This is a genomic window from Streptomyces antarcticus (assembly GCF_026627255.1).
Lineage (GTDB): Bacteria > Actinomycetota > Actinomycetes > Streptomycetales > Streptomycetaceae > Streptomyces > Streptomyces antarcticus.
The window spans coordinates 175,312-193,830 of record NZ_JAPNLM010000016.1 but is presented as its reverse complement, the minus strand read 5'-3'; the positions used below and the strand labels follow the sequence as shown (position 1 = coordinate 193,830).

18 protein-coding genes and 2 pseudogenes are annotated in these 18,519 nt (G+C 73.0%); 7 read left to right on the top strand and 13 right to left on the bottom strand.

Going from position 1 to position 18,519, the window contains the following annotated elements:
• Positions 1 to 356: pseudogene (locus OTB16_RS23990) on the bottom strand (HAD hydrolase-like protein); the annotation flags it as partial.
• Between the two features lie 68 nt (positions 357 to 424).
• On the opposite strand from OTB16_RS23990, the gene OTB16_RS23985 reads away from it, so the two are divergent.
• Both OTB16_RS23985 and OTB16_RS23980 read left to right on the top strand, forming a co-directional pair.
• Positions 425 to 793 (top strand): hypothetical protein, encoded by a 369-nt coding sequence (locus OTB16_RS23985; protein ID WP_267722743.1) that lies wholly within the window; start codon positions 425 to 427, stop codon positions 791 to 793.
• Positions 786 to 1,199, top strand: a complete 414-nt coding sequence (locus tag OTB16_RS23980; RefSeq protein ID WP_267722741.1) for a hypothetical protein — start codon at positions 786 to 788, stop codon at positions 1,197 to 1,199. The genes OTB16_RS23985 and OTB16_RS23980 overlap by 8 nt, the downstream gene beginning before the upstream one ends.
• Positions 1,200 to 1,252: 53 nt before the next feature.
• On the opposite strand, the pseudogene OTB16_RS23975 reads toward OTB16_RS23980, so the two are convergent.
• The 3 genes and pseudogenes from OTB16_RS23975 to OTB16_RS23965 all read right to left on the bottom strand — a co-directional run bounded on the left by OTB16_RS23975 (position 1,253) and on the right by OTB16_RS23965 (position 3,655).
• Positions 1,253 to 1,760: pseudogene (locus tag OTB16_RS23975) on the bottom strand (GNAT family N-acetyltransferase).
• Between the two features lie 37 nt (positions 1,761 to 1,797).
• Positions 1,798 to 2,409 carry a sigma-70 family RNA polymerase sigma factor gene (locus OTB16_RS23970; protein WP_267722764.1) on the bottom strand — a complete coding sequence of 204 codons (612 nt, stop codon included), beginning with the start codon at positions 2,407 to 2,409 and terminating at the stop codon, positions 1,798 to 1,800.
• Positions 2,410 to 2,482: 73 nt separating this feature from the next.
• Positions 2,483 to 3,655 (bottom strand): glycerophosphodiester phosphodiesterase, encoded by a 1,173-nt coding sequence (locus tag OTB16_RS23965; RefSeq protein WP_267722739.1) that lies wholly within the window; start codon positions 3,653 to 3,655, stop codon positions 2,483 to 2,485.
• Positions 3,656 to 3,962: 307 nt separating this feature from the next.
• On the opposite strand from OTB16_RS23965, the gene OTB16_RS23960 reads away from it, so the two are divergent.
• Positions 3,963 to 4,592, top strand: coding sequence for a lysophospholipid acyltransferase family protein (locus OTB16_RS23960; RefSeq protein ID WP_267722737.1), 630 nt, complete (start codon positions 3,963 to 3,965; stop codon positions 4,590 to 4,592).
• 8 nt (positions 4,593 to 4,600) lie between these two features.
• Here the strand turns inward: OTB16_RS23960 and OTB16_RS23955 are convergent, their stop codons facing one another.
• The 3 genes from OTB16_RS23955 to OTB16_RS23945 form a co-directional block, all read right to left on the bottom strand.
• Positions 4,601 to 6,076, bottom strand: coding sequence for a membrane-associated oxidoreductase (locus tag OTB16_RS23955; RefSeq protein ID WP_267722736.1), 1,476 nt, complete (start codon positions 6,074 to 6,076; stop codon positions 4,601 to 4,603).
• 77 nt (positions 6,077 to 6,153) lie between these two features.
• A complete protein-coding gene (locus OTB16_RS23950; protein WP_267722735.1) occupies positions 6,154 to 7,698 on the bottom strand; it encodes an MFS transporter in 1,545 nt (514 codons plus the stop codon).
• Complete coding sequence (locus tag OTB16_RS23945) at positions 7,695 to 8,246, bottom strand: TetR/AcrR family transcriptional regulator (protein ID WP_267722732.1); 552 nt, start codon at positions 8,244 to 8,246, stop codon at positions 7,695 to 7,697. Before OTB16_RS23945 ends, OTB16_RS23950 begins: the two co-directional genes overlap by 4 nt.
• Positions 8,247 to 8,335: 89 nt before the next feature.
• On the opposite strand from OTB16_RS23945, the gene OTB16_RS23940 reads away from it, so the two are divergent.
• Positions 8,336 to 8,863 (top strand): HAD domain-containing protein, encoded by a 528-nt coding sequence (locus OTB16_RS23940; RefSeq protein ID WP_267722731.1) that lies wholly within the window; start codon positions 8,336 to 8,338, stop codon positions 8,861 to 8,863.
• A 118-nt stretch (positions 8,864 to 8,981) separates the two neighbouring features.
• Here OTB16_RS23940 and argH read toward each other — a convergent pair whose 3' ends face one another.
• The gene (argH, locus tag OTB16_RS23935) at positions 8,982 to 10,409 is read right to left on the bottom strand and encodes an argininosuccinate lyase (RefSeq protein WP_267722730.1); all 1,428 of its coding nucleotides are present in this window, start codon (positions 10,407 to 10,409) and stop codon (positions 8,982 to 8,984) included.
• A 322-nt stretch (positions 10,410 to 10,731) separates the two neighbouring features.
• Between argH and OTB16_RS23930 the strand changes: the two genes are divergently transcribed.
• From OTB16_RS23930 to OTB16_RS23920, 3 genes are read left to right on the top strand one after another with little or no spacing between them, the layout of a single operon-like run.
• Positions 10,732 to 12,156 carry a hypothetical protein gene (locus OTB16_RS23930; protein ID WP_267722729.1) on the top strand — a complete coding sequence of 475 codons (1,425 nt, stop codon included), beginning with the start codon at positions 10,732 to 10,734 and terminating at the stop codon, positions 12,154 to 12,156.
• 43 nt (positions 12,157 to 12,199) lie between these two features.
• On the top strand, positions 12,200 to 12,781 hold the full coding sequence (locus OTB16_RS23925) for a pyridoxamine 5'-phosphate oxidase family protein (RefSeq protein ID WP_267722727.1): 582 nt from the start codon (positions 12,200 to 12,202) through the stop codon (positions 12,779 to 12,781).
• Positions 12,782 to 12,787: 6 nt separating this feature from the next.
• Complete coding sequence (locus OTB16_RS23920) at positions 12,788 to 13,474, top strand: L,D-transpeptidase family protein (protein WP_267722763.1); 687 nt, start codon at positions 12,788 to 12,790, stop codon at positions 13,472 to 13,474.
• Positions 13,475 to 13,518: 44 nt separating this feature from the next.
• Here OTB16_RS23920 and OTB16_RS23915 read toward each other — a convergent pair whose 3' ends face one another.
• The 5 genes from OTB16_RS23915 to argC are packed head-to-tail and all read right to left on the bottom strand — an operon-like array spanning position 13,519 to position 18,412.
• The gene (locus tag OTB16_RS23915; RefSeq protein WP_267722726.1) at positions 13,519 to 14,055 is read right to left on the bottom strand and encodes an arginine repressor; all 537 of its coding nucleotides are present in this window, start codon (positions 14,053 to 14,055) and stop codon (positions 13,519 to 13,521) included.
• 7 nt (positions 14,056 to 14,062) lie between these two features.
• Entirely contained in the window at positions 14,063 to 15,268 is a 1,206-nt protein-coding gene (locus OTB16_RS23910) for an acetylornithine transaminase (RefSeq protein WP_267722725.1), read from the bottom strand.
• Positions 15,265 to 16,218, bottom strand: a complete 954-nt coding sequence (argB, locus tag OTB16_RS23905; protein WP_267722724.1) for an acetylglutamate kinase — start codon at positions 16,216 to 16,218, stop codon at positions 15,265 to 15,267. Before argB ends, OTB16_RS23910 begins: the two co-directional genes overlap by 4 nt.
• Entirely contained in the window at positions 16,215 to 17,387 is a 1,173-nt protein-coding gene (argJ, locus tag OTB16_RS23900) for a bifunctional glutamate N-acetyltransferase/amino-acid acetyltransferase ArgJ (protein ID WP_267722723.1), read from the bottom strand. The genes argB and argJ overlap by 4 nt, the downstream gene beginning before the upstream one ends.
• Entirely contained in the window at positions 17,384 to 18,412 is a 1,029-nt protein-coding gene (gene argC, locus OTB16_RS23895) for an N-acetyl-gamma-glutamyl-phosphate reductase (RefSeq protein ID WP_267722722.1), read from the bottom strand. Before argC ends, argJ begins: the two co-directional genes overlap by 4 nt.
• Between the last annotated feature and the right edge of the window lie 107 nt (positions 18,413 to 18,519).

Below are 18,519 nucleotides of genomic sequence, written 5' to 3'. Positions count from 1 at the left end.
GACCTGCTCTCCGGGCTCCCCGCGGGCGGGCGGGCGGCGGAGGTGACCACGGCCCAGCTGCCCGCGGGGAGCCCGGAGAGCAGGTCCTCGGTACCGGGGAGCAGGACGACGCCGCCGGCCACGTCCTCGACCTCCAGGGCCTCGATCCGGGCGAGGGCCCCGGCCCGGACTCCGGCGGGCAGCAGCTCGGCGATGATCTCCGCGGCGGGGCGGCCGTGCAGCTCGACGCGGGCGAACTCCTCCCCGGTGATCCCGTACTCCCGGGCCCAACGCGTCCAGCAGCGGTGCACCGATTCCAGGGAGGAGACGAGCGTGCCGTCGTTGTCGAACAGCAGGGCATCGGCATGCAGGTTCATGCCTTCCGGCAAAGCGCGGGCCCAGGGGTGCGCGCATCGGGCCTTTCGGCCCGTAATACCCTCGCTGCATGCTCGACGCCCTGACGGTCGCCATCGGCGTGGCCGCACTCGCCCTCGCCGCCTGGTGCGGCCACGCCGCCTGGCGGGACCAGCCGACCAAGGACTGGCACTTCATCGGCATGGCCGTGGTGACCGCGCTGGTCCTGGCCCAGCTGGTGGTCGGGCTGGTGAAGCTGGCCGGCGGCGGGGAGCCCGACGAGGGCACCGTGATCTTCGTGGCCTACCTGCTGGGCGCCTTCGCCACGGTGCCGGCCGCAGGGATGCTCTCGCTGACCGAGCGCACGAAGTGGGGCTCGGTGACGGTGGCCGCGGGCGCGCTCGTCCTTGCCGTCCTCGAAGTACGGCTCTACGACATCTGGGGAACCACCGGTGCCTGACACCACGACCGACACGCCGGCCGGCCGTGAGCGGCTGGTCTCCGGGCCCGGGTTGCTGCTGGTCTGGCTGTACGGGGTGATGGTGGTCGGCGCCGTCTCCCGGTCCGCCTACCAGATCTCCACCGAGTTCGACCGGGCGCCGCTGGCGTACGCGCTGTCCGCGGTGGCCGCGCTGGCGTACGCGTTCATCACGTACTCGCTCGTGCGCGGCGGGGAGCGTGCCCGCCGGGCGGCGCTGGTCTGCTGCGCGGCCGAGCTGGCCGGCGTACTGACCGTGGGGACCTGGACCCTGGTCCGCCCCGAGGCCTTCCCCGACACGACCGTGTGGTCGCAGTTCGGGATGGGCTACCTGTTCATCCCGGTGATCCTGCCGATCACCGGGATGCTCTGGCTGCGCAGGCGCTGACGGCGCCGACGGCCGGGGCGGTTGCCGTCACCGGCCCTGCCCCGGGACGGGGACTACGCGCTGACCGCGAGGTCGGTGGCGTCCTTGGCTTCCTTCTCCAGGATCACGAGCCGGACCCCGTCGGACGCCGTGCGGCCGCCGACCTGGGTGTAGCCCGCCTTGCGGTAGAGCCGCAGGTTGGACTCGCTCCGGTGCCCGGTGTGGAGGCGGAAGCGGACGGTGGCCCCGTGGCCCGGCGAGGTCACCCTCGACGGCGCGCAGCAGGCGGGCGCCGAGACCGTGGCCCTGCAGCCGCGGGTGGACGCACAGTTTGGATATCCGGCCGGTGCCGTCCTCGTCGACGCTGCCGCGCACGGAGCCGACGACCTCGTCGCCGAGGCGCGCCACCAGGACCGTGTCCGCGGCCAGCTCCCCCTTGAGGGAGTCCAGGGACTGGGTGAGCGGCTGGATGCGGTAGTTGCCGTACAGCTCGGCCTCGCGCTGGAAGGCCAGGTACTGCAGTTTGAAGATCTGCTCAGCGTCCTCGGCAGCCGCCGCCGAAATGGTCACGCTCATGCCCATGTGCGCATGCCTCCCGCTCACCTGGTAGCCCGTCGGTCTACCGCTCCTTTCCCCGCAGGCCAGGAGCCGCAACCTCTGCAGCCAGCATTCTGCGCAGACATCCCAGGCAACGGGAACGGACGGGTCCCAAACTTCCTTGTGAGATACCCAACTCTCCTGCGATTTCACGGTAAGTGAGGTCTCGGGGCGAGAGAAGTGCCTGCATCAGTTCCGGACAGCGCCCGGGCAGCCGGGCCACCGCCGACCGCAGGGCCCGGTTCGTCTCGCCGTGCAGGAGCGCGTCCTCCGGCTCCGCTCCCCTGCCGGTGGCGGCTCCGGGCCCGGCCCCGGCCGGCGGGCCGACGTCGCCGGAGCGGCGGCGCCTGCCCTCGGCGCCGGGGCGGCGGCGGTCGTTGGGGTCGTACGGGACCTCCCGGCGGACGCGGCGGCGGGCCAGGCGGGCCTCGGCGCGCACCGCCCGGCGCAGCCAGCGCGCGGGTTCGGCCGGGTCGGCGGGGTCGGGGGCCCGGCGGCCGCTCTCCAGCAGCCTGACCCAGACGGCTTGTTCCAGGTCGGCCGCGTCGACTCCGGTGCCCGGGGCCTCCGCGGCCGCCTCGGCGGAGAGCAGCGGGCCGAGGTTCTCGAAGAGGTCAGCCTTCAACAGGTCCATGCCGGGCGGGACGAGCGGGCCGTGCCCGGCGGTTTCCGCGCCGGGCACGGGCCACCCGTTCGAGAAGCTCCGGTCAGCGGTTGACGGGCCGGCGGCCCGGGCGGAAGTCCTCGGCCGCGAGCAGGCCGGTGTCCGGGTTGTCGGTGAAGATGCCGTCGATGCCCTGCTCGAAGTACGTGCGGAACGCGCCGAAGGCGTCCCCGTACGCGGCCGGATCGGTGCCCTTGCGGTATTCGGCCGGCAGGAAGCTGTTCTCGTTGCGCACGGTGTAGGGGTGCAGGAGCAGACCGCGGGCGTGGGCGTCCGCGACGAGGGTGGTGGGCGCACCGAGCCTGCCGGACGCGTCGCGCGGGAGGATCAGGTCCATGGTGGGGCCGATGCCCTGGGCGAAGCCGGCGATCCACTTCAGCCCTTCGGGCTTGACCAGGTCCGCGACCGTACGCGGGTCCTTGGCCAGCTCGAAGTCCCACGGGCGGGTGTTCGCGGCGGAGAGCAGCACCACGCGCGGGGCGGAGACCAGCCGGGAGAGCCGCTGGACGCTGGACGGCTCGAAGGACTGGAGGAAGATCGCGGCGTTCCGGCCGTCGCGTCCGTAGCGGCGCAGCAGCTTCGCGAGGGGCTCCTCCAGGCCGAGGCCCAGGGAGCGGAAGTAGCTGGGGTGTTTGGTCTCCGCGTGCAGCCAGACCCGCCGGCCGCGGCGCTTGCCCTCGCGGTCGGCCCAGCGCAGCACCTCTTCGAAGGTGGGCACGGCCCAGCGGCCGTCGTAGAGGGTATTGCGCTGGCGGACGGCGGGGATGCGCTCCTTCGCGCGCAGGGTCTTCAGTTCGGCGAGGGTGAAGTCCTCGGTGAACCAGCCGGTGACGGAGACCCCGTCGATGGACTTGGTGGTGCGCCGGGCGGCGAATCCGGGGTGGTCGGCGACGTCGGTGGTGCCGCCGATCTCGTTCTCGTGGCGGCACACGAGGTGGCCGTCGCGGGTCGGGACGAGGTCCTGCTCGACGACGTCGGCGCCGAGGTCGAGGGCGAGCTGGTAGGAGCCGATGGTGTGCTCGGGGCGGTAGCCGCTGGCGCCCCGGTGGCCGATCACCGTCGGTACGGGGAGGTCCCGGTGACCGTGGTCGCCGCGGTCGCCGCGGTCCGCCTCCGATGCCGCCGCGGTTCCCGGCGCGAGTCCCGCGACGGCTCCGCCCGCCGCCAGGACGGCCGCTCCCAGGACCGTGCGCCGTGCTGCCCCACCTTGCGTCATGAGTGCCACTCCTCGTTCGGAAAGGGCCGCGGGTCCCGGGATCTGTAGGTGTCACGCGGCCCCCGATCGGCGTGCCGATGGTAGGCAGGGGGTGGTGGCCGGCGGACGTGTGCCGGGGGAACATGGCGGAAACGCGCGTCAACACCGCGTATCCGACTCGTGAACCCGATGTGCGATCAGCGCCGGCCCGCGAGTATCGTCCTCACCTGCACTACCGCCATGTGGTGGCGTGTGCGAACCGCTTTTCGATGCCGGAGGGCCCACGTTGTTCCGTACCGCGCTCATCAAAGCCACTGTCGGACCGGTCATGCGCATGATGTTCCGCACCCGCGTGGAGGGCATCGAGAACATTCCCGGGACCGGGCCGGTGATTCTGGCGGGCAACCACCTCACCTTCATCGACTCGATGATCCTGCCGCTGGTGTGCGACCGCACGGTCCACTTCATCGGCAAGGACGAGTACGTGACGGGCAAGGGGGTCAAGGGCCGCCTGATGGCGTGGTTCTTCACGGGCTCCGGGATGATCCCCGTCGACCGCGACGGCGCCAACGGCGGGGTCGCGGCCCTGATGACCGGCCGCCGGATCCTCGAGGAGGGCAAGGTCTTCGGCATCTACCCCGAGGGCACCCGCTCCCCCGACGGCCGGCTCTACCGCGGCCGCACCGGCATCGCGCGCCTCACCCTCATGACCGGCGCCCCCGTGGTCCCGTTCGCCATGATCGGCACCGACAAGCTCCAGCCCGGCGGCGCCGGGATGCCCCGCCCGGGACGGGTCACAGTCCGCTTCGGCGAGCCGATGGAGTTCTCCCGCTACGAGGGCATGGACCGCGACCGGTACGTGCTGCGCGCCGTCACCGACTCGGTGATGGCCGAGGTCATGCGCCTCTCGGGCCAGGAGTACGTGGACATGTACGCCACCAAGGCCAAGGCCGCGTAGGGCCTCGCCTACTGCCGCTGGAGGGACCGGCTGACACCCGCCGCCGTCGTGGTGGCGAGGATCCAGCCGGTCACGATCAGCAGGTACGACAGCCACTGGTGCCAGCCGCTCGGCGCGTACGCGGACTCCTGTCCGAAGCCGACGATCGGCAGCATCAGGTCAAGCGTGTAGAACACCGGGTTGAAGTCCGGGGCCTCCCCCGCCTTGAGGGGGCGCGGCGGACCGGTCCAGTAGGCGATGACCCCGGTGACCAGCACCGCCAGCAGCCAGCCCGCCGCGCGCAGCGGTCGGAAGCCGTAGCCGACGGTGACGTCCTGGAGCAGGCCCCAGGCGCGGGCGTGCCGGGGCAGGGTCTGGCGGTGCCTGCGGAGCTTGGCGAGCTGGACGGTCCGGGCGGCCGCCTCGTCGCCGGCCGTGCGGTAGGCGGCGGCGAGCTGCTCGTACGCGTACGGGAGGTAGCCGGTCTCCTCCCGCTCCAGTGCGGGCAGCCGTTCCTCGGCCGGGAGGTGCGGGGCGAGGGTCCGGTAGGTGAGTCCGTCGATGCGGATCTCGTCGGGCCAGGTCTCGGGCGGCATGTGCAGCCGGTCGAACTGTGAGCGCCGCAGGTTGACGCTGCCCTGGATGGTCTCGCAGGAGCGCAGCCACACCTCGCCGACCAGGCAGCTGGAGGCGCGCAGGGCGACGCCTCCAGGGTTGACGAACCGGGCGTAGGCGAAATTGAGCTGGCCGGGTATCCGCGAGCCGGTGAGGTTGACCCGGCCGCGGGCCTCCATCCGCATGGCGCGCAGGTCCGTGCCGACGGTCAGGGTCTCGGCGTGCAGGGCGGTGGCGCCGGGGGCGAGGAGGCGGGCGCCGTCGAGGTTGATCTGACCGCCGACGGTGGCGCCGTTGATGCGCGTCTCGCCGTGGACGACGAGGTCCATGGCGATGACGTCGGTGCCGATGTCCGCGTGGTTGAACTGGAGGATCGGCTCCCCGCACTCCGCATCGGCGCCCGGGACGCCGATGACCGCGCGCTGGAGGAAGAGGCCGCCGGCTATCCGGGCGCCGGACAGCCGGACGGGACCGGTGATCGTGCAGCAGGGCATCCGCAGGACGACGTCGATGCTGACGGAGGTGGCGGTCAGCCCGGGCAGCGCCGAGTCGCTGAGCACCAGGGCCCGCAGCTGGGCCCCGTACACGAGGGGTTTGCGCTCGAACCAGCAGCCGCGCAGCCGGATCGCGTGCTCCACCAGGGCGTACTTCAGGTCCAGCTTGCCCGTGATCCGGGCGCCGCGGACGTTGAGTCCGGCGACCAGGCCGGGGGTGCTGGGGCCGTTGATCAGCAGGGCCGTGATCACCTCGGCGCGCACGGTGCGCTCCGGGCCCCAGCCGTCGCCGTCGGCGGCGTCCTCGTCCGGGCCGGCCCGGAAGTCGACGCGCTCGCCCCGCGGGAAGGCTTCCCACAGGCGGCGTTCGGCCGGGGTCAGATCGTTGATCTCCATCGCTGGGGATGGTGTCCCGCGGTCCACGAACTGTCAACTGTGTTCAGGACGGCGCCTTTTGGCCGGATCACACCTGGTCAGTGCTCGATTCCGTCCTGGAGCTTCTGGCCCTTCAGCAGGAACCAGGTGGCCGCGGCGGTGGCCAGCAGGACGGCCGCGCCGACCCCCGAGGCGAGCCGCAGGCCGTCCACGAAGGCCTCCTGGGCCGCGCCCACCATCTGCCCGGCGGTCTGCGGGTCCAGCTGCTTGGCGGCCTCGACGGCTCCGCCGAGGGATTCGTGGGCGGCGTCCGCGACGGGTGCGGGGACCGAGGCGGGGGCCGTGAAGCTCTGGTAGACACCGGTGACGACGGAGCCGAGCAGGGCGATGCCGAGCGCGGCGCCGAGCTCGTACGCGGTCTCGGAGACGGCGGAGGCGGAGCCGGCCTGCTCCTTGGGGACGCTGGAGAGGATGACGTCGGCGGTGACGGTGAACGAGAGGCCGGCGCCGAGGCCGACGGCCAGCAGGGCCGCGCCGAGCAGCGGATAGCCGGTGTCCTTGTGGATCACGGTGAGGACGCCCAGGGCCAGACCGATGGCGGCGAGGCCGCCGACGACTGTCGAGCGTACGGAGTACCTGCGGGCGTAGCGGCCGGCGAGCAGGCCGGTGACCACCGCGCCGACGGCGGCGGGCAGCTCTGCCAGGCCCGCCTCCAGCGGGTCGCGTCCCTGGACGAGCTGGAGGAACTGGGAGAGGAAGAAGACGAGTCCGGAAAGGCCGAAAACGGTCAGCAGGTCGGCGAGGACGGCGCCGGAGAAGCCGCGGTGCTTGAAGAGCCGCATGTCGAGCAGCGGGGACGGCAGGCTGAACTGGCGGCGCACGAAGGCGTACAGGCATGCGCCGCCGATGACGGCGGCCGCCCAGACGCCCCAGGTCGGGCCGTGGGTGGCGACTTCCTTGACGGCGTAGACCACGCCGATGACTCCGACGAGGGAGAGGGCGACGCTGACCAGGTCCCAGGGGCCCGCGACGGGGTTCCTTGACTCGGGCAGCAGCTTGACGCCGACGAGGACCAGGACGATCATCACGGGCAGGTTGATGAGGAAGACCGAGCCCCACCAGAAGTGCTGGAGCAGGGCCCCGCCGACGACCGGTCCGACGGCCGCCCCCGCGGAGGCGGCGGCGCCCCAGATGCCGATCGCGAGGCTGCGCTCCCGCGGGTCCTGGAAGATGTTGCGGATCAGCGCCAGGGTGGACGGCATCAGGGTGGCGCCGGCGACGCCGAGCAGGGCCCGGGCGACGATCATCATCTCGGGGCTGGTGGCGTACGCGTTCAGGACGGAGACGGCGCCGAAGGCCGTGGCGCCGACGAGGAGCAGCTTCTTGCGGCCGATGCGGTCGCCGAGGGAGCCCATGGAGACGAGCAGGCCGGCGATGACGAACGAGTAGATGTCGCCGATCCACAGCAGCTGGGTGCCGGACGGCTGGAGGTCCTCGCTGAGGGCCGGGGTCGCGAGGCCCAGTACGGTGGCGTCCACCGCGACCAGGAGTACGGCCAGGACGAGCACGGAGAGCGCGAGCCAGCGCCCGGGGCTCTTGCCCTCCGCCCCCTTGTGCCTGCTCAGCTCTTCGGTTTTGCTCATTGCTCCACGCTCCGTCGTGCTCCACCGAGCAGCAACTCGATGATCATGTACTGGAAGTCCTTGGCGGCGACCCGGCCGTCCATCACGGCCCAGGCGCAGGAGCCGATGAGGGCGTAGAGGGCCTCGGTGAGCCAGGCGGGGCTCAGGTCGATCCGGATGTCGCCCTCCTGCTGGCCGCGCCGGAAGAGCGCGCCGACGCGGGCGTCCAGCCGGGCCCATCCCTCGTGGATCCCGTCGCCCTCGAACAGCTGGTTCTCGGTGACGAGGAAGGCCAGCAGTTCCGCGTTTGGCTCGGCCTCGGCGACGAGGCGCCTGAGCGCGTCCAGCGCCGTGCCCTCGTCGAGGCGGGCGTTGCCGAACGCCACCTCGAACTCCCGGATGCCGAGCTCTTCGAGCGCGCGCACGAGGGCGTCGCGCCCGGCGAAGTGCCGGTGGAGGGTGGCGCGCCCGATTCCGGCGGCGCGCGCGACCTCGTCCATCGTCGCGGTCGATTTGCGGGAGAGCAGGGCCGCCGCGTCGCGGAGCACCTGGTCACGATCCATAGCCATGAGACAACCATAACCCGAATGAGACGTTGATGTCTCATTCGGCGGGAGAATGGGCTGCCCCTGGGGCGCCCGAGAGGAATGCTGCCGAAATGAATCCGCTGACCCCGCCCAAGCCGCTGCTGCTGATCGACGTGGACGGGCCACTGAACCCGTACGCCGCCAAGCTTCAGCGCCGCCCCGCGGGCTACACCACCCACCGGATGCGCCCGGCGGGCTGGCGCGAGTCCGAGAGCGCCAAGCCGCTGCGGGTCTGGCTGGACCACCGCCACGGCGCGGAGCTGCTCGCGCTGGCGGGGGCGTACGACCTCGTGTGGGCCACGACGTGGAAGGACGAGGCCAACGACTGGATAGGCCCGCACCTGGGGCTGCCCCGGCTGCCCTTCATCGACTGGCCGGTGATGCACGGGCGCGCACCGCGCGGGACCTTCTGGAAGACCCAGTACATCCTGGAGTACGCGGGAGAGCGCCCCTTCGCCTGGATCGACGACGACATCACGGCCGCGGACCGCGAGTACGTCGACATGCGCCACCCGGCCCGGGCGCTGCTCCTGCGGATCGACGAGCGCGTAGGGCTCGCCCGGGCCGACTTCGACGCCCTGGCGGACTGGGCACGGTGAGGGGCGCCGGGGCCGGGCACGGGCACGACCCCGGGCACCGAAGGCCCGAACGACCGAGGGGCGGGCGGCGGGGGGGGGGGGGGGTGGCGCGCCCCCCCCCGCCCCTCCAGGCCCGCGGCTACTGCTTGTGGATCGCCCAGGCGTGCTGGATGACCAGGTCGGCCTTCAGCTCGGTCAGCTGGACCGCGACCGCCGACGGGGCGGTGCCGCCGCGGCCGGAACGCGAAGCCAGGGCGCCCTTGACGTTGAGCACGGTCCGGACCTCCGGGGTCAGGTGCTCCGAGATCTTCGCGAACTGGTCGTCGGTGAGCTGGTCGAGTTCGATGCCCTCACCCTCGCAGACCTTGACGCACTCGCCGGCCACCTCGTGCGCCACCCGGAACGGCACGCCCTGCTTGACCAGCCACTCCGCGATGTCGGTGGCGAGCGAGAAACCGGCCGGGGCCAGCTCCTCCATCCGCTCCCGGTGGACCGTGAGGGTGGCCATCATGCCGGTGAAGGCCGGCAGCAGCACCTCGAGGGTGTCGCAGGAGTCGAAGACCGGCTCCTTGTCCTCCTGGAGGTCCCGGTTGTAGGCCAGCGGCAGCGCCTTCAGCGTGGCGAGCAGGCCCGTCAGGTTGCCGATGAGGCGGCCCGACTTGCCGCGCGCCAGCTCCGCGATGTCCGGGTTCTTCTTCTGCGGCATGATCGACGACCCGGTCGAGAAGGCGTCGTGCAGGGTCACGAAGGAGAACTCCTTCGTGTTCCAGATGATGATCTCCTCCGCGATCCGGGACAGGTTGATCCCGATCATCGCGGTGATGAAGGCGAACTCGGCGACGAAGTCGCGGGAGGCCGTGCCGTCGATCGAGTTGCCGACCGAGCCGCGCTCGAAGCCCAGGTCGGCGGCTACCGCCTCCGGGTCCAGCCCCAGCGAGGAGCCCGCGAGGGCGCCCGAGCCGTACGGGGAGACCGCCGTCCGGGTGTCCCACTGGCGCAGCCGCTCGGCGTCCCGGGACAGGGCCTGCACGTGGGCGAGCACGTGGTGGGCGAAGAGCACCGGCTGGGCGTGCTGGAGGTGGGTCCGGCCGGGCATCGCCACGTCCGCGTGGTCCTCGGCGAGGCCGACCAGCGCGTCCTGGAGGTCCGCGATCAGACCGCCGACGATCCGCGCGTGGTCGCGCAGGTACATCCGGAAGAGGGTGGCCACCTGGTCGTTGCGGGACCGGCCCGCGCGCAGCTTGCCGCCGAGATCGGCGCCGAGCCGTTCCAGCAGCCCCCGCTCCAGGGCCGTGTGCACGTCCTCGTCCGCGATGGTGCCGGTGAAGGAGCCGCTCACCACGTCGGCTTCGAGCCGGTCCAGGCCGTCGGTCATGCGGTCGAGCTCTTCGGCCGTGAGCAGGCCCGCCTTGTGCAGCACGCGCGCGTGGGCACGGGAGCCGGCGATGTCGTACGGGGCGAGGCGCCAGTCGAAGTGGACCGACGCGGACAGCTTCGCGAGGGCCTCGGCGGGGCCGTCGGCGAAGCGGCCGCCCCAGAGCCGGACGTCACCGTTGTTGCTGCTCACAGCTACTGCTCCTCAGGGGGGTGGATGTGCGACCGCCTCCCCGCCGCGGAGGATGCGGGAAGGCCGTCTGCGTACTGCTGGTACCGCTGGTACCGCCGGCTTATGCGTAACGACTCAGGCGGGGTCGGGACGCGGGGCGGTCGCCGGGGACGGGCCGGGGCCCCTCCGCACGGTTGCGCCTCAGCGACAGGCATAACTATGCATTGTTCCGTATGTTTCGTCAATCGAGCTCCATCGCACCCCTGTGACCAGCCCGAATATCGCAGGCTCCACTCCCGTCCGCCGCCTAGGATCGGTACGTGACACACCCGGGGGAGGGCACATGGGCGCCGTGCGGCGACAGGAGACGGAGCGTGGACGGGCGGCGGCGGAGGCGGTCCTGAGCGGCGCGGCGGCCGGGGCCGGCCCGGTGCTGCCCGGCGCGGGGCCCGATGCGTGGACCGCCTTCGACCAGGAGTTGCGCTCGTACCCCCGCTACCGGTGCGACGCCGCCGACCGCCCCGAGGCCGCGCTCTGCCACCCCGACGGCCGGATCCGCCAGCAGGCCCTGAGCGCCCCGCGGCCCACACCGGAACTCGTCGCGATCCGCTGCGCCGACTGGGCCCCGGCGGTACGGCGGCGGGCCCGGCGGGTCCTGGCCGACCTGCTGGCCGCCGACCCGCTGTCGGCGCTGCTCCGGCTGACCCCGCTCGTGCTGCGGCTCGGCCGCCGCGAGCAGGGCGCCTGGGCGCTGGAACTGTTCGAGGGGGCGCTGCGCGCCGCGGCCGGGGGCCCGGCCCTCGCCGCACTGCACGACAGCCCCGACCTGCCGGCGCGGCGGCTCGCCGCCCGGATCGCCGTCGAGGCCGTCGCGGCCGCGGACGCCGCCGGGGCCGGAGCGGCGGAGCTGCGCGAGCTCGCCCGGCGGGCGGCCGCCGAGCACGACCCGGCGACGGGCCGGACGTGGACGGACGCGGCTCTGGCCCTGGCCGCGGCCTCGGCCGGCGGGCCGGACGCCGAGGCCGTCGACACCCTGCTCGGCGGGCACGTTCCGATGGTCCGCTCCGCCGGGGTCACCCTGCTGCGGCGGGCCGGGCGGGCCGCCGAGGCCGGGCGGTACCTCGGCGACCGCTCCGGACTGGTCCGGGCGTGCGCCCGCTGGGCGGTGCGCCAGGACGGCGGCGACCCGTATGCCCTGACCCGCGCGCACGTCACCGGCGCGGGGCTCGCCACCGCCGCCGCGGTGCTCGGCTTCGCCGAGTGCGCCGGACGCGAGGACGCACCGCTGCTGCGCGCGCTGACCGACCACCCCGTCGGCGCCGTACGGGCGGGCGCCGTCACGGGGCTGCGGCTGCTCGACACGTACGACGCGGCCCTGCTGGAGCCGCTGCTGGACGACCCCTGCCCCGCCGTGGCCCGCGCGGTCGCGCTGAGCCTGAGCGGCTCCGCGGACCGGCCGTCCACCGACCGGCTGCTGGAGCGCGTCGGGCCCGCGAGGCCGCCGCACACCCGCCGCGCCGCCTACCGGCTGCTGCGCGCGCGGGGCGGGATGCCCGCGCTGCGGGCGTCCGTGGAGCTGCTGGCGGACGGGGACCCGGGCCTGCGCGCGCTGGCGGCGCACACGGTCCGGGCGTGGAACTGGCAGTACGCGCTGCACACCGGGGAGACGGACGCGGCCGAGCTGGGCGGGCTGCTGAGGCGTTCCGCCGAGGCCTTCGACGCCTACCAACTGGGCCTGCGCCTGCGCCGGATCGGTCTCAGGGAGTGAAACCGGCCGACCCACCCGGGTCTCTCGGTCCGATAATCGGTCCATGGGAAAACTCCACGCACGCATAGACGACCGGCTCCGCAGGTTCATCGAGGAACAGCCGGTCTTCTTCACGGCCACCGCCCCGCTCGCGGGTGACGGCCACGTCAACCTCTCGCCCAAGGGCCGCGCCGGGACCCTCGTCGTCATCGACGACCGGACCCTGGCCTACCTGGACTTCGGCGGCAGCGGCGCCGAAACCATCGCCCACGTCCGCGAGAACGGCCGGATCACGCTGATGTGGTGCGCGTTCAGCGGGCCGCCGAACATCGTGCGCATCCACGGCGAGGGCGAGGCCGTCTTCCGCGACGATCCCCGCTGGGGCGGCCTGGTCGCCCTGTTCGGCGAGGCCGACGGGCCGGCCGCCCGGGCCGTCATCGTCGTGCGGGCCCGCCGGATCACCGACGTGTGCGGGTACGCGGTCCCCTTCATGGAGTACCAGGGCGAGCGCACCCTGCACGCGGAATACTTCGGCCGCAAGACGGACGACGAGTTCGCCGCGTACTGCGAGAAGAAGGATTTCATCGGGACCAGCGTCGACGGCCTGCCTGCGCTGCCGCTGCCCCTCCCGCCCCGTACCGTCTGACGTGTGCTGCGTACCGCTCTCGTCACCGGCTCACTGATCGTCAGCGCCCTGCTCCCCCAAGGCCCTTCACCGCTGCCCGCGCGGCTCGCCGACACCGGAGGGGGCAGCCAGCTGATCACCGCGGTGGCGCCCGCGCCCGGGTCGACGGCCGGGCGGGTCACCTGGTGGGACCGGCGGGCGGGCCGCTGGTTCGAGGCCGGGAGCGCGGAGGCCCGCTTCGGGGCGAACGGGCTGACCGACGGCGCGCGCCGCGTCCAGGGCACGAACACGACCCCGGCGGGCCTGTACGCGCTTCCGTACGCCTTCGGGAACCGGCGCGCGCCCGCCGGTACGCAGTACCGCTACCGCCGGGTGACGGACGCCTCGTGGTGGTGCCAGGACAACGCCTCCGGCAGCTACAACCGCTGGACGGAGCCGCTGCCCGCCGACTGCGCGCCCGGCGAGGCGGAGCACCTGGCGGACTACGGGACCCAGTACGCGCACGCGCTGGTCATCGCCTTCAACTACGACCGGCCCGTGCGCGGCCGGGGCGCCGGGATCTTCCTGCACGTCAACGGCAGGGGCGCGACGGCCGGTTGCGTGTCCGTTCCCGACCGGGCGATGCGGGCGCTGCTGCGCTGGGCGGACCCGCGCCGGAGCCCGCACATCGCGATCGGCACCGCGTCGGGGGCCCTGGCGGTGACCCGCTACTGACGGGCCCCACGGTCGTCCCCCGGCCGGGCCCCTCCCCCGTACGGTCAGCCTTCCTTCTGGGCCAGGCGCAGCAGGTGGTCGGCGAGGGCCTGGCCGCCGAGCGGGTCCCGGCTGATCAGCATCAGCGTGTCGTCCCCGGCGATCGTGCCGAGGATCTCCCGGAGTTCGGCCTGGTCGATCGCCGACGCGAGGAACTGTGCGGCCCCGGGCGGGGTGCGCAGGACCACGAGGTTGGCGGAGGCCTCCGCCGAGATCAGCAGTTCCCCGGAGAGGCGCCGCATCCGCTCCTCCTTCGCCGACTCCCCGAGGGGGGCCTGCGGGGTGCGGAAGCCGCCCTCGCTGGGCACCGCGTAGATCAGCTCGCCGTTGGTGTTGCGGATCTTCACGGCCCCGAGCTCGTCGAGGTCGCGCGAGAGCGTCGCCTGGGTGACGCTCAGCCCGTCGTCCGCGAGCAGCTTGGCCAGCTGGCTCTGGGAGCGGACGGGCTGCCGGTTGAGGATGTCCACGATCCGGCGGTGGCGGGCGGTGCGGGTCTGCGGAACGGCCTGTCCTACGTGCTCGTTCTCCTGCGCCTGGGTCATTGTCGTCTCATTCTCCGGATCCGTCCCCGTTGGCTGTGTCGAGAATGCCGGGCAGGGCCTGGAGGAACGCGTCCAGCTCGGCCTCGGTGAGTACGTACGGGGGCATCAGCCGTACGACGTCGGGGGCGGGCGCGTTGACCAGGAAGCCGGCGTCCTGAGCCGCCTGTTGCACCTGGGGCGCGAGCGGCTCGGTGAGCACGATACCCAGCAGCAGCCCGGCACCGCGGACGTGGGAGACGAGGGGGTGGCCGGTTCCCTCGATGCCGGAGCGCAGCCGCTCGCCCCGCTCCTTGACCCGGTCGAGGAGCCCCTCGGCGGCGATCGTGTCGATGACGGCGAGGCCGGCCGCGCAGGAGACCGGGTTCCCGCCGAAGGTGGTGCCGTGCTGGCCCGGCCGGAGCAGGTCGGCGGCGGGTCCGAAGGCGGCCACGGCGCCGATCGGCAGACCGCCGCCGAGGCCCTTGGCGAGGGTGACGAGGTCGGGTTCCACACCCTCGTGTGCCTGGTGCTCGAACCACTGGCCGCACCGGCCGATGCCCGTCTGCACCTCGTCCAGGACGAGGAGGGTGCCGGTGGCGCGGGTGATCTCGCGGGCGGCCGTCAGGTATCCGGCCGGGGGGACGACGACGCCGTTCTCGCCCTGGATGGGCTCGATGACGAGGATCGCGGTCTCCTCGGTGACGGCGGCCCGCAGGGCCTCCACGTCGCCGTACGGGACGTGCGTGACCTCGCCCGGCAGCGGCCGGAACGGGTCCTGCTTCTTCGGCTGGCCGGTGAGCGCGAGGGCGCCCATGGTCCGGCCGTGGAACCCCCCGTCGGTGGCGACCATGCGGGTCCGCCCGGTCAGCCGGCCGATCTTGAAGGCGGCCTCGACGGCCTCGGCGCCGGAGTTGCAGAAGAAGACCTTGCCGGGGCGGCCGAACAGCTGGAGGAGCCGCTCGCCGAGCGCCACGACGGGCTCGGAGATGTAGAGGTTGGAGACGTGGCCGAGCGTGGAGATCTGCCCGGTGACGGCGGCGACGATCGCGGGGTGGGCGTGGCCCAGCGCGTTGACCGCGATGCCGCCGACGAGGTCGGTGTACTGCTTGCCGTCCGCGTCCCAGACCTGGGCGCCTTCGCCCCGTACGAGGGCCAGGGCGGGGGTCCCGTAGTTGTCGGCCAGGGCGCCCCGCCAGCGGGCGCCGTACTCCTGATTGCCGGTGTGCGCGGTCACTTCGCTCCCCCTTGCGGCTCGTCCGGCACGACCATCGTGCCGATTCCCTCGTCCGTGAAGATCTCCAGCAGGATCGAGTGCTGGACCCGCCCGTCGATCACGCGGGCGGTGGTGACGCCGTTGCGGACGGCGTGCAGGCAGCCCCGCATCTTCGGCACCATGCCGCTGGACAGCTCGGGCAGCAGCTTCTCCAGCTCGCTGACGGTGAGCCGGCTGATGACCTCGTCGCTGTCGGGCCAGTCCGCGTAGAGGCCCTCGACGTCGGTGAGGACCATCAGCGTCTCGGCGCCGAGGGCGGCGGCGAGGGCCGCGGCGGCCGTGTCGGCGTTGACGTTGTAGACGTGGTGGTCGTCGGCGCTGCGGGCGATGGAGGAGACGACCGGGATGCGGCCGTCCGACAGCAGTGCCTCGATGGCGCCGGTGTTGATGGAGATGATCTCGCCGACCCGCCCGATGTCGACGAGCTCGCCGTCGATCTCCGGGCTGTGCTTGGTGGCGGTGATGGTGTGGGCGTCCTCGCCGGTCAGGCCGACGGCGAGCGGCCCGTGCTGGTTGAGGAGCCCGACCAGCTCGCGCTGGACGTGGCCCGCCAGGACCATCCGTACGACGTCCATGGCTTCGGGGGTGGTGACGCGCAGGCCCGCCTTGAACTCGCTGATCAGGCCCTGCTTGTCGAGCTGGGCGTTGATCTGGGGGCCGCCGCCGTGCACCACGACCGGCTTGAGGCCGGCCTGCCGCAGGAAGACCACGTCCTGGGCGAAGGCCGCCTTGAGGTCCTCGTCGATCATGGCGTTGCCGCCGAACTTGATGACGACGACCTTGCCGTTGTGCCGGGTGAGCCAGGGCAGGGCCTCGATGAGGATCTCCGCCTTGGGCAGCGCGGTGTGCTTGCGCGCCGTGCCCGCGGCGGCGGAACCGGTGCCGGGCTGTCCGGCCTTCTCGTCGCTCATGAGCTGTACGCGCTGTTCTCGTGGACGTACTCGGCGGTGAGGTCGTTGGCCCAGATCACGGCGGACTCGGCGCCGGTGGCCAGGTCGGCGGTGATGCGCACCTCGCGGTCCTTCATGCTCACCAGGTCGCGGTCCTCGCCCACCGAGCCGTTCTTGCAGACCCAGACGCCGTTGATGGCGACGTTCAGCCGGTCGGGGTCGAAGGCGGCCCGGGTGGTGCCGATCGCGGAGAGCACCCGGCCCCAGTTGGGGTCCTCGCCGTGGATGGCGCACTTGAGGAGGTTGTTGCGGGCGATGGAGCGGCCGACCTCGACGGCGTCGTCCTCGCTGAGGGCGCCGACGACCTCGATGCGGATGTCCTTGCTGGCGCCCTCGGCGTCGCCGATCAGCTGGCGGGCGAGGTCGTCGCAGACGGTCCGTACGGCCTCGGCGAACGCCTCCTGCTCCGGCACCCGGCCGGACGCGCCGGAGGCCAGCAGCAGCACGGTGTCGTTGGTGGACATGCAGCCGTCGGAGTCGACCCGGTCGAAGGTGGTGCGGGTGGCGGAGCGCAGCGCCGTGTCGAGGGCGGCGCTGTCCACGTCGGCGTCGGTGGTGAGGACGACGAGCATGGTGGCGAGGCCCGGGGCGAGCATGCCCGCGCCCTTGGCCATGCCGCCGACCGTCCAGCCGTCCCGGGAGACGGTGGCGGTCTTGTGCACGGTGTCGGTGGTCTTGATGGCGATGGCGGCGGCCTCTCCGCCGTCCGGGGTGAGGGCGGCGGCCGCGGTCTCGATGCCGGGCAGCAGCTTGTCCATGGGGAGCAGGACGCCGATCAGGCCGGTGGACGCGACGGCGATCTCGCCCGCGTTGAACTCCGCGCCCGTTCCCAGCCCGTTGAGGACGCCGGCGACCTTCTCGGCGGTGGCGTGGGTGTCCTGGAAGCCCTTGGGGCCGGTGCAGGCGTTGGCGCCGCCGGAGTTCAGGACGACCGCGCTGACGGCGGCGCCGCGCAGGACCTGCTCGGTCCAGTGCACGGGCGCGGCCTTGACGCGGTTGGAGGTGAACACGCCCGCGGCGGCCAGACGCGGCCCGTTGTTGACCACGAGGGCCAGGTCCGGGTTGCCGTTCGCCTTGATCCCGGCGGCGATGCCCGCCGCCGTGAATCCCTGTGCTGCCGTGACGCTCACGGTGCTACTCCGATCGTGGAAAGGCCGAGCTGTTCGGGGAGCCCGAGGGCGATGTTCATGCTCTGCAGCGCGCCGCCCGCGGTGCCCTTGGTCAGGTTGTCGATCGCACTGACGGCGATGATCCGGCGGGCGGACGCGTCGTAGGCGACCTGGACCTGGACGGCGTTGGAGCCGGTGACGGACTGGGTGGCCGGCCACTGGCCCTCGGGGAGCAGCCGGACGAAGGGCTCGTCGGCGTACGCCTTCTCGTAGGCGGCGCGGAGCGACTCGGCGGTGGCGGCGGGGAGCGCCTTGGCGGAGCAGGTGGCGAGGATGCCGCGCGCCATGGGGACGAGGGTCGGCGTGAAGGAGACGGAGACGCGCTGTCCGGCCACCGGGGAGAGGTTCTGGACCATCTCGGGGGTGTGTCGGTGTCCGCCGCCGACGCCGTACGGGCTCACGGAGCCCATGACCTCGGAACCGAGCAGGTGGGGCTTGAGGGCCTTGCCCGCGCCGGAGGTGCCGGTGGCCGCGACGATCACGGCCTCGGGCTCGGCGAGCTGCCCGGCGTACGCGGGGAAGAGCGCGAGCGAGACGGCGGTGGGGAAGCAGCCGGGGACGGCGACCCGCTTGGCCCCCGCCAGCGCGGCGCGGGCGCCCGGCAGCTCGGGGAGGCCGTAGGGCCAGGTGCCGGCGTGCGGGGCTCCGTAGAACGCGTCCCAGTCGGCGGCGTCCTTCAGCCGGTGGTCGGCGCCCATGTCGACGACGAGCACGTCGTCGCCGAGCTGGGCGGCGACGGCGGCGGACTGGCCGTGCGGAAGCGCGAGAAACACGACATCATGTCCCGCGAGGACCTCGGCCGTGGTCGCCTCCAGGGTCCGTTCGGCGAGCGGCCCCAGGTGCGGCTGGAGGGAGCCGAGCAGCTGTCCGGCGTTGGAGTGCCCGGTCAGCGCTCCGATCTCCACCTCGGGGTGCGAGAGCAGCAGGCGCAGGAGTTCCCCGCCCGCGTATCCACTCGCTCCGGCCACCGCTACACGTACTGCCATCGGACCCTCCTCGTCGATGGCATGACTATACGTATCACCGCAGTTTTATGCAAAGCCACCGCCGGGCGGGCCCCGCTCCGGGGTCGCCAAAGCGCCGTGCCCGCATT

Coding starts and splice junctions, on each gene's coding strand:
- OTB16_RS23985 (WP_267722743.1), top strand. CDS start 425: ATGCTCGACGCCCTGACGGTCGCCATCGGCGTGGCCGCACTCGCCCTC.
- OTB16_RS23970 (WP_267722764.1), bottom strand. CDS start 2,409: ATGGACCTGTTGAAGGCTGACCTCTTCGAGAACCTCGGCCCGCTGCTC.
- OTB16_RS23965 (WP_267722739.1), bottom strand. CDS start 3,655: ATGACGCAAGGTGGGGCAGCACGGCGCACGGTCCTGGGAGCGGCCGTC.
- OTB16_RS23960 (WP_267722737.1), top strand. CDS start 3,963: ATGCGCATGATGTTCCGCACCCGCGTGGAGGGCATCGAGAACATTCCC.
- OTB16_RS23955 (WP_267722736.1), bottom strand. CDS start 6,076: ATGGAGATCAACGATCTGACCCCGGCCGAACGCCGCCTGTGGGAAGCC.
- OTB16_RS23950 (WP_267722735.1), bottom strand. CDS start 7,698: ATGAGCAAAACCGAAGAGCTGAGCAGGCACAAGGGGGCGGAGGGCAAG.
- OTB16_RS23945 (WP_267722732.1), bottom strand. CDS start 8,246: ATGGCTATGGATCGTGACCAGGTGCTCCGCGACGCGGCGGCCCTGCTC.
- OTB16_RS23940 (WP_267722731.1), top strand. CDS start 8,336: ATGAATCCGCTGACCCCGCCCAAGCCGCTGCTGCTGATCGACGTGGAC.
- OTB16_RS23930 (WP_267722729.1), top strand. CDS start 10,732: ATGGGCGCCGTGCGGCGACAGGAGACGGAGCGTGGACGGGCGGCGGCG.
- OTB16_RS23925 (WP_267722727.1), top strand. CDS start 12,200: ATGGGAAAACTCCACGCACGCATAGACGACCGGCTCCGCAGGTTCATC.
- OTB16_RS23915 (WP_267722726.1), bottom strand. CDS start 14,055: ATGACCCAGGCGCAGGAGAACGAGCACGTAGGACAGGCCGTTCCGCAG.
- argB (WP_267722724.1), bottom strand. CDS start 16,218: ATGAGCGACGAGAAGGCCGGACAGCCCGGCACCGGTTCCGCCGCCGCG.
- argC (WP_267722722.1), bottom strand. CDS start 18,412: ATGGCAGTACGTGTAGCGGTGGCCGGAGCGAGTGGATACGCGGGCGGG.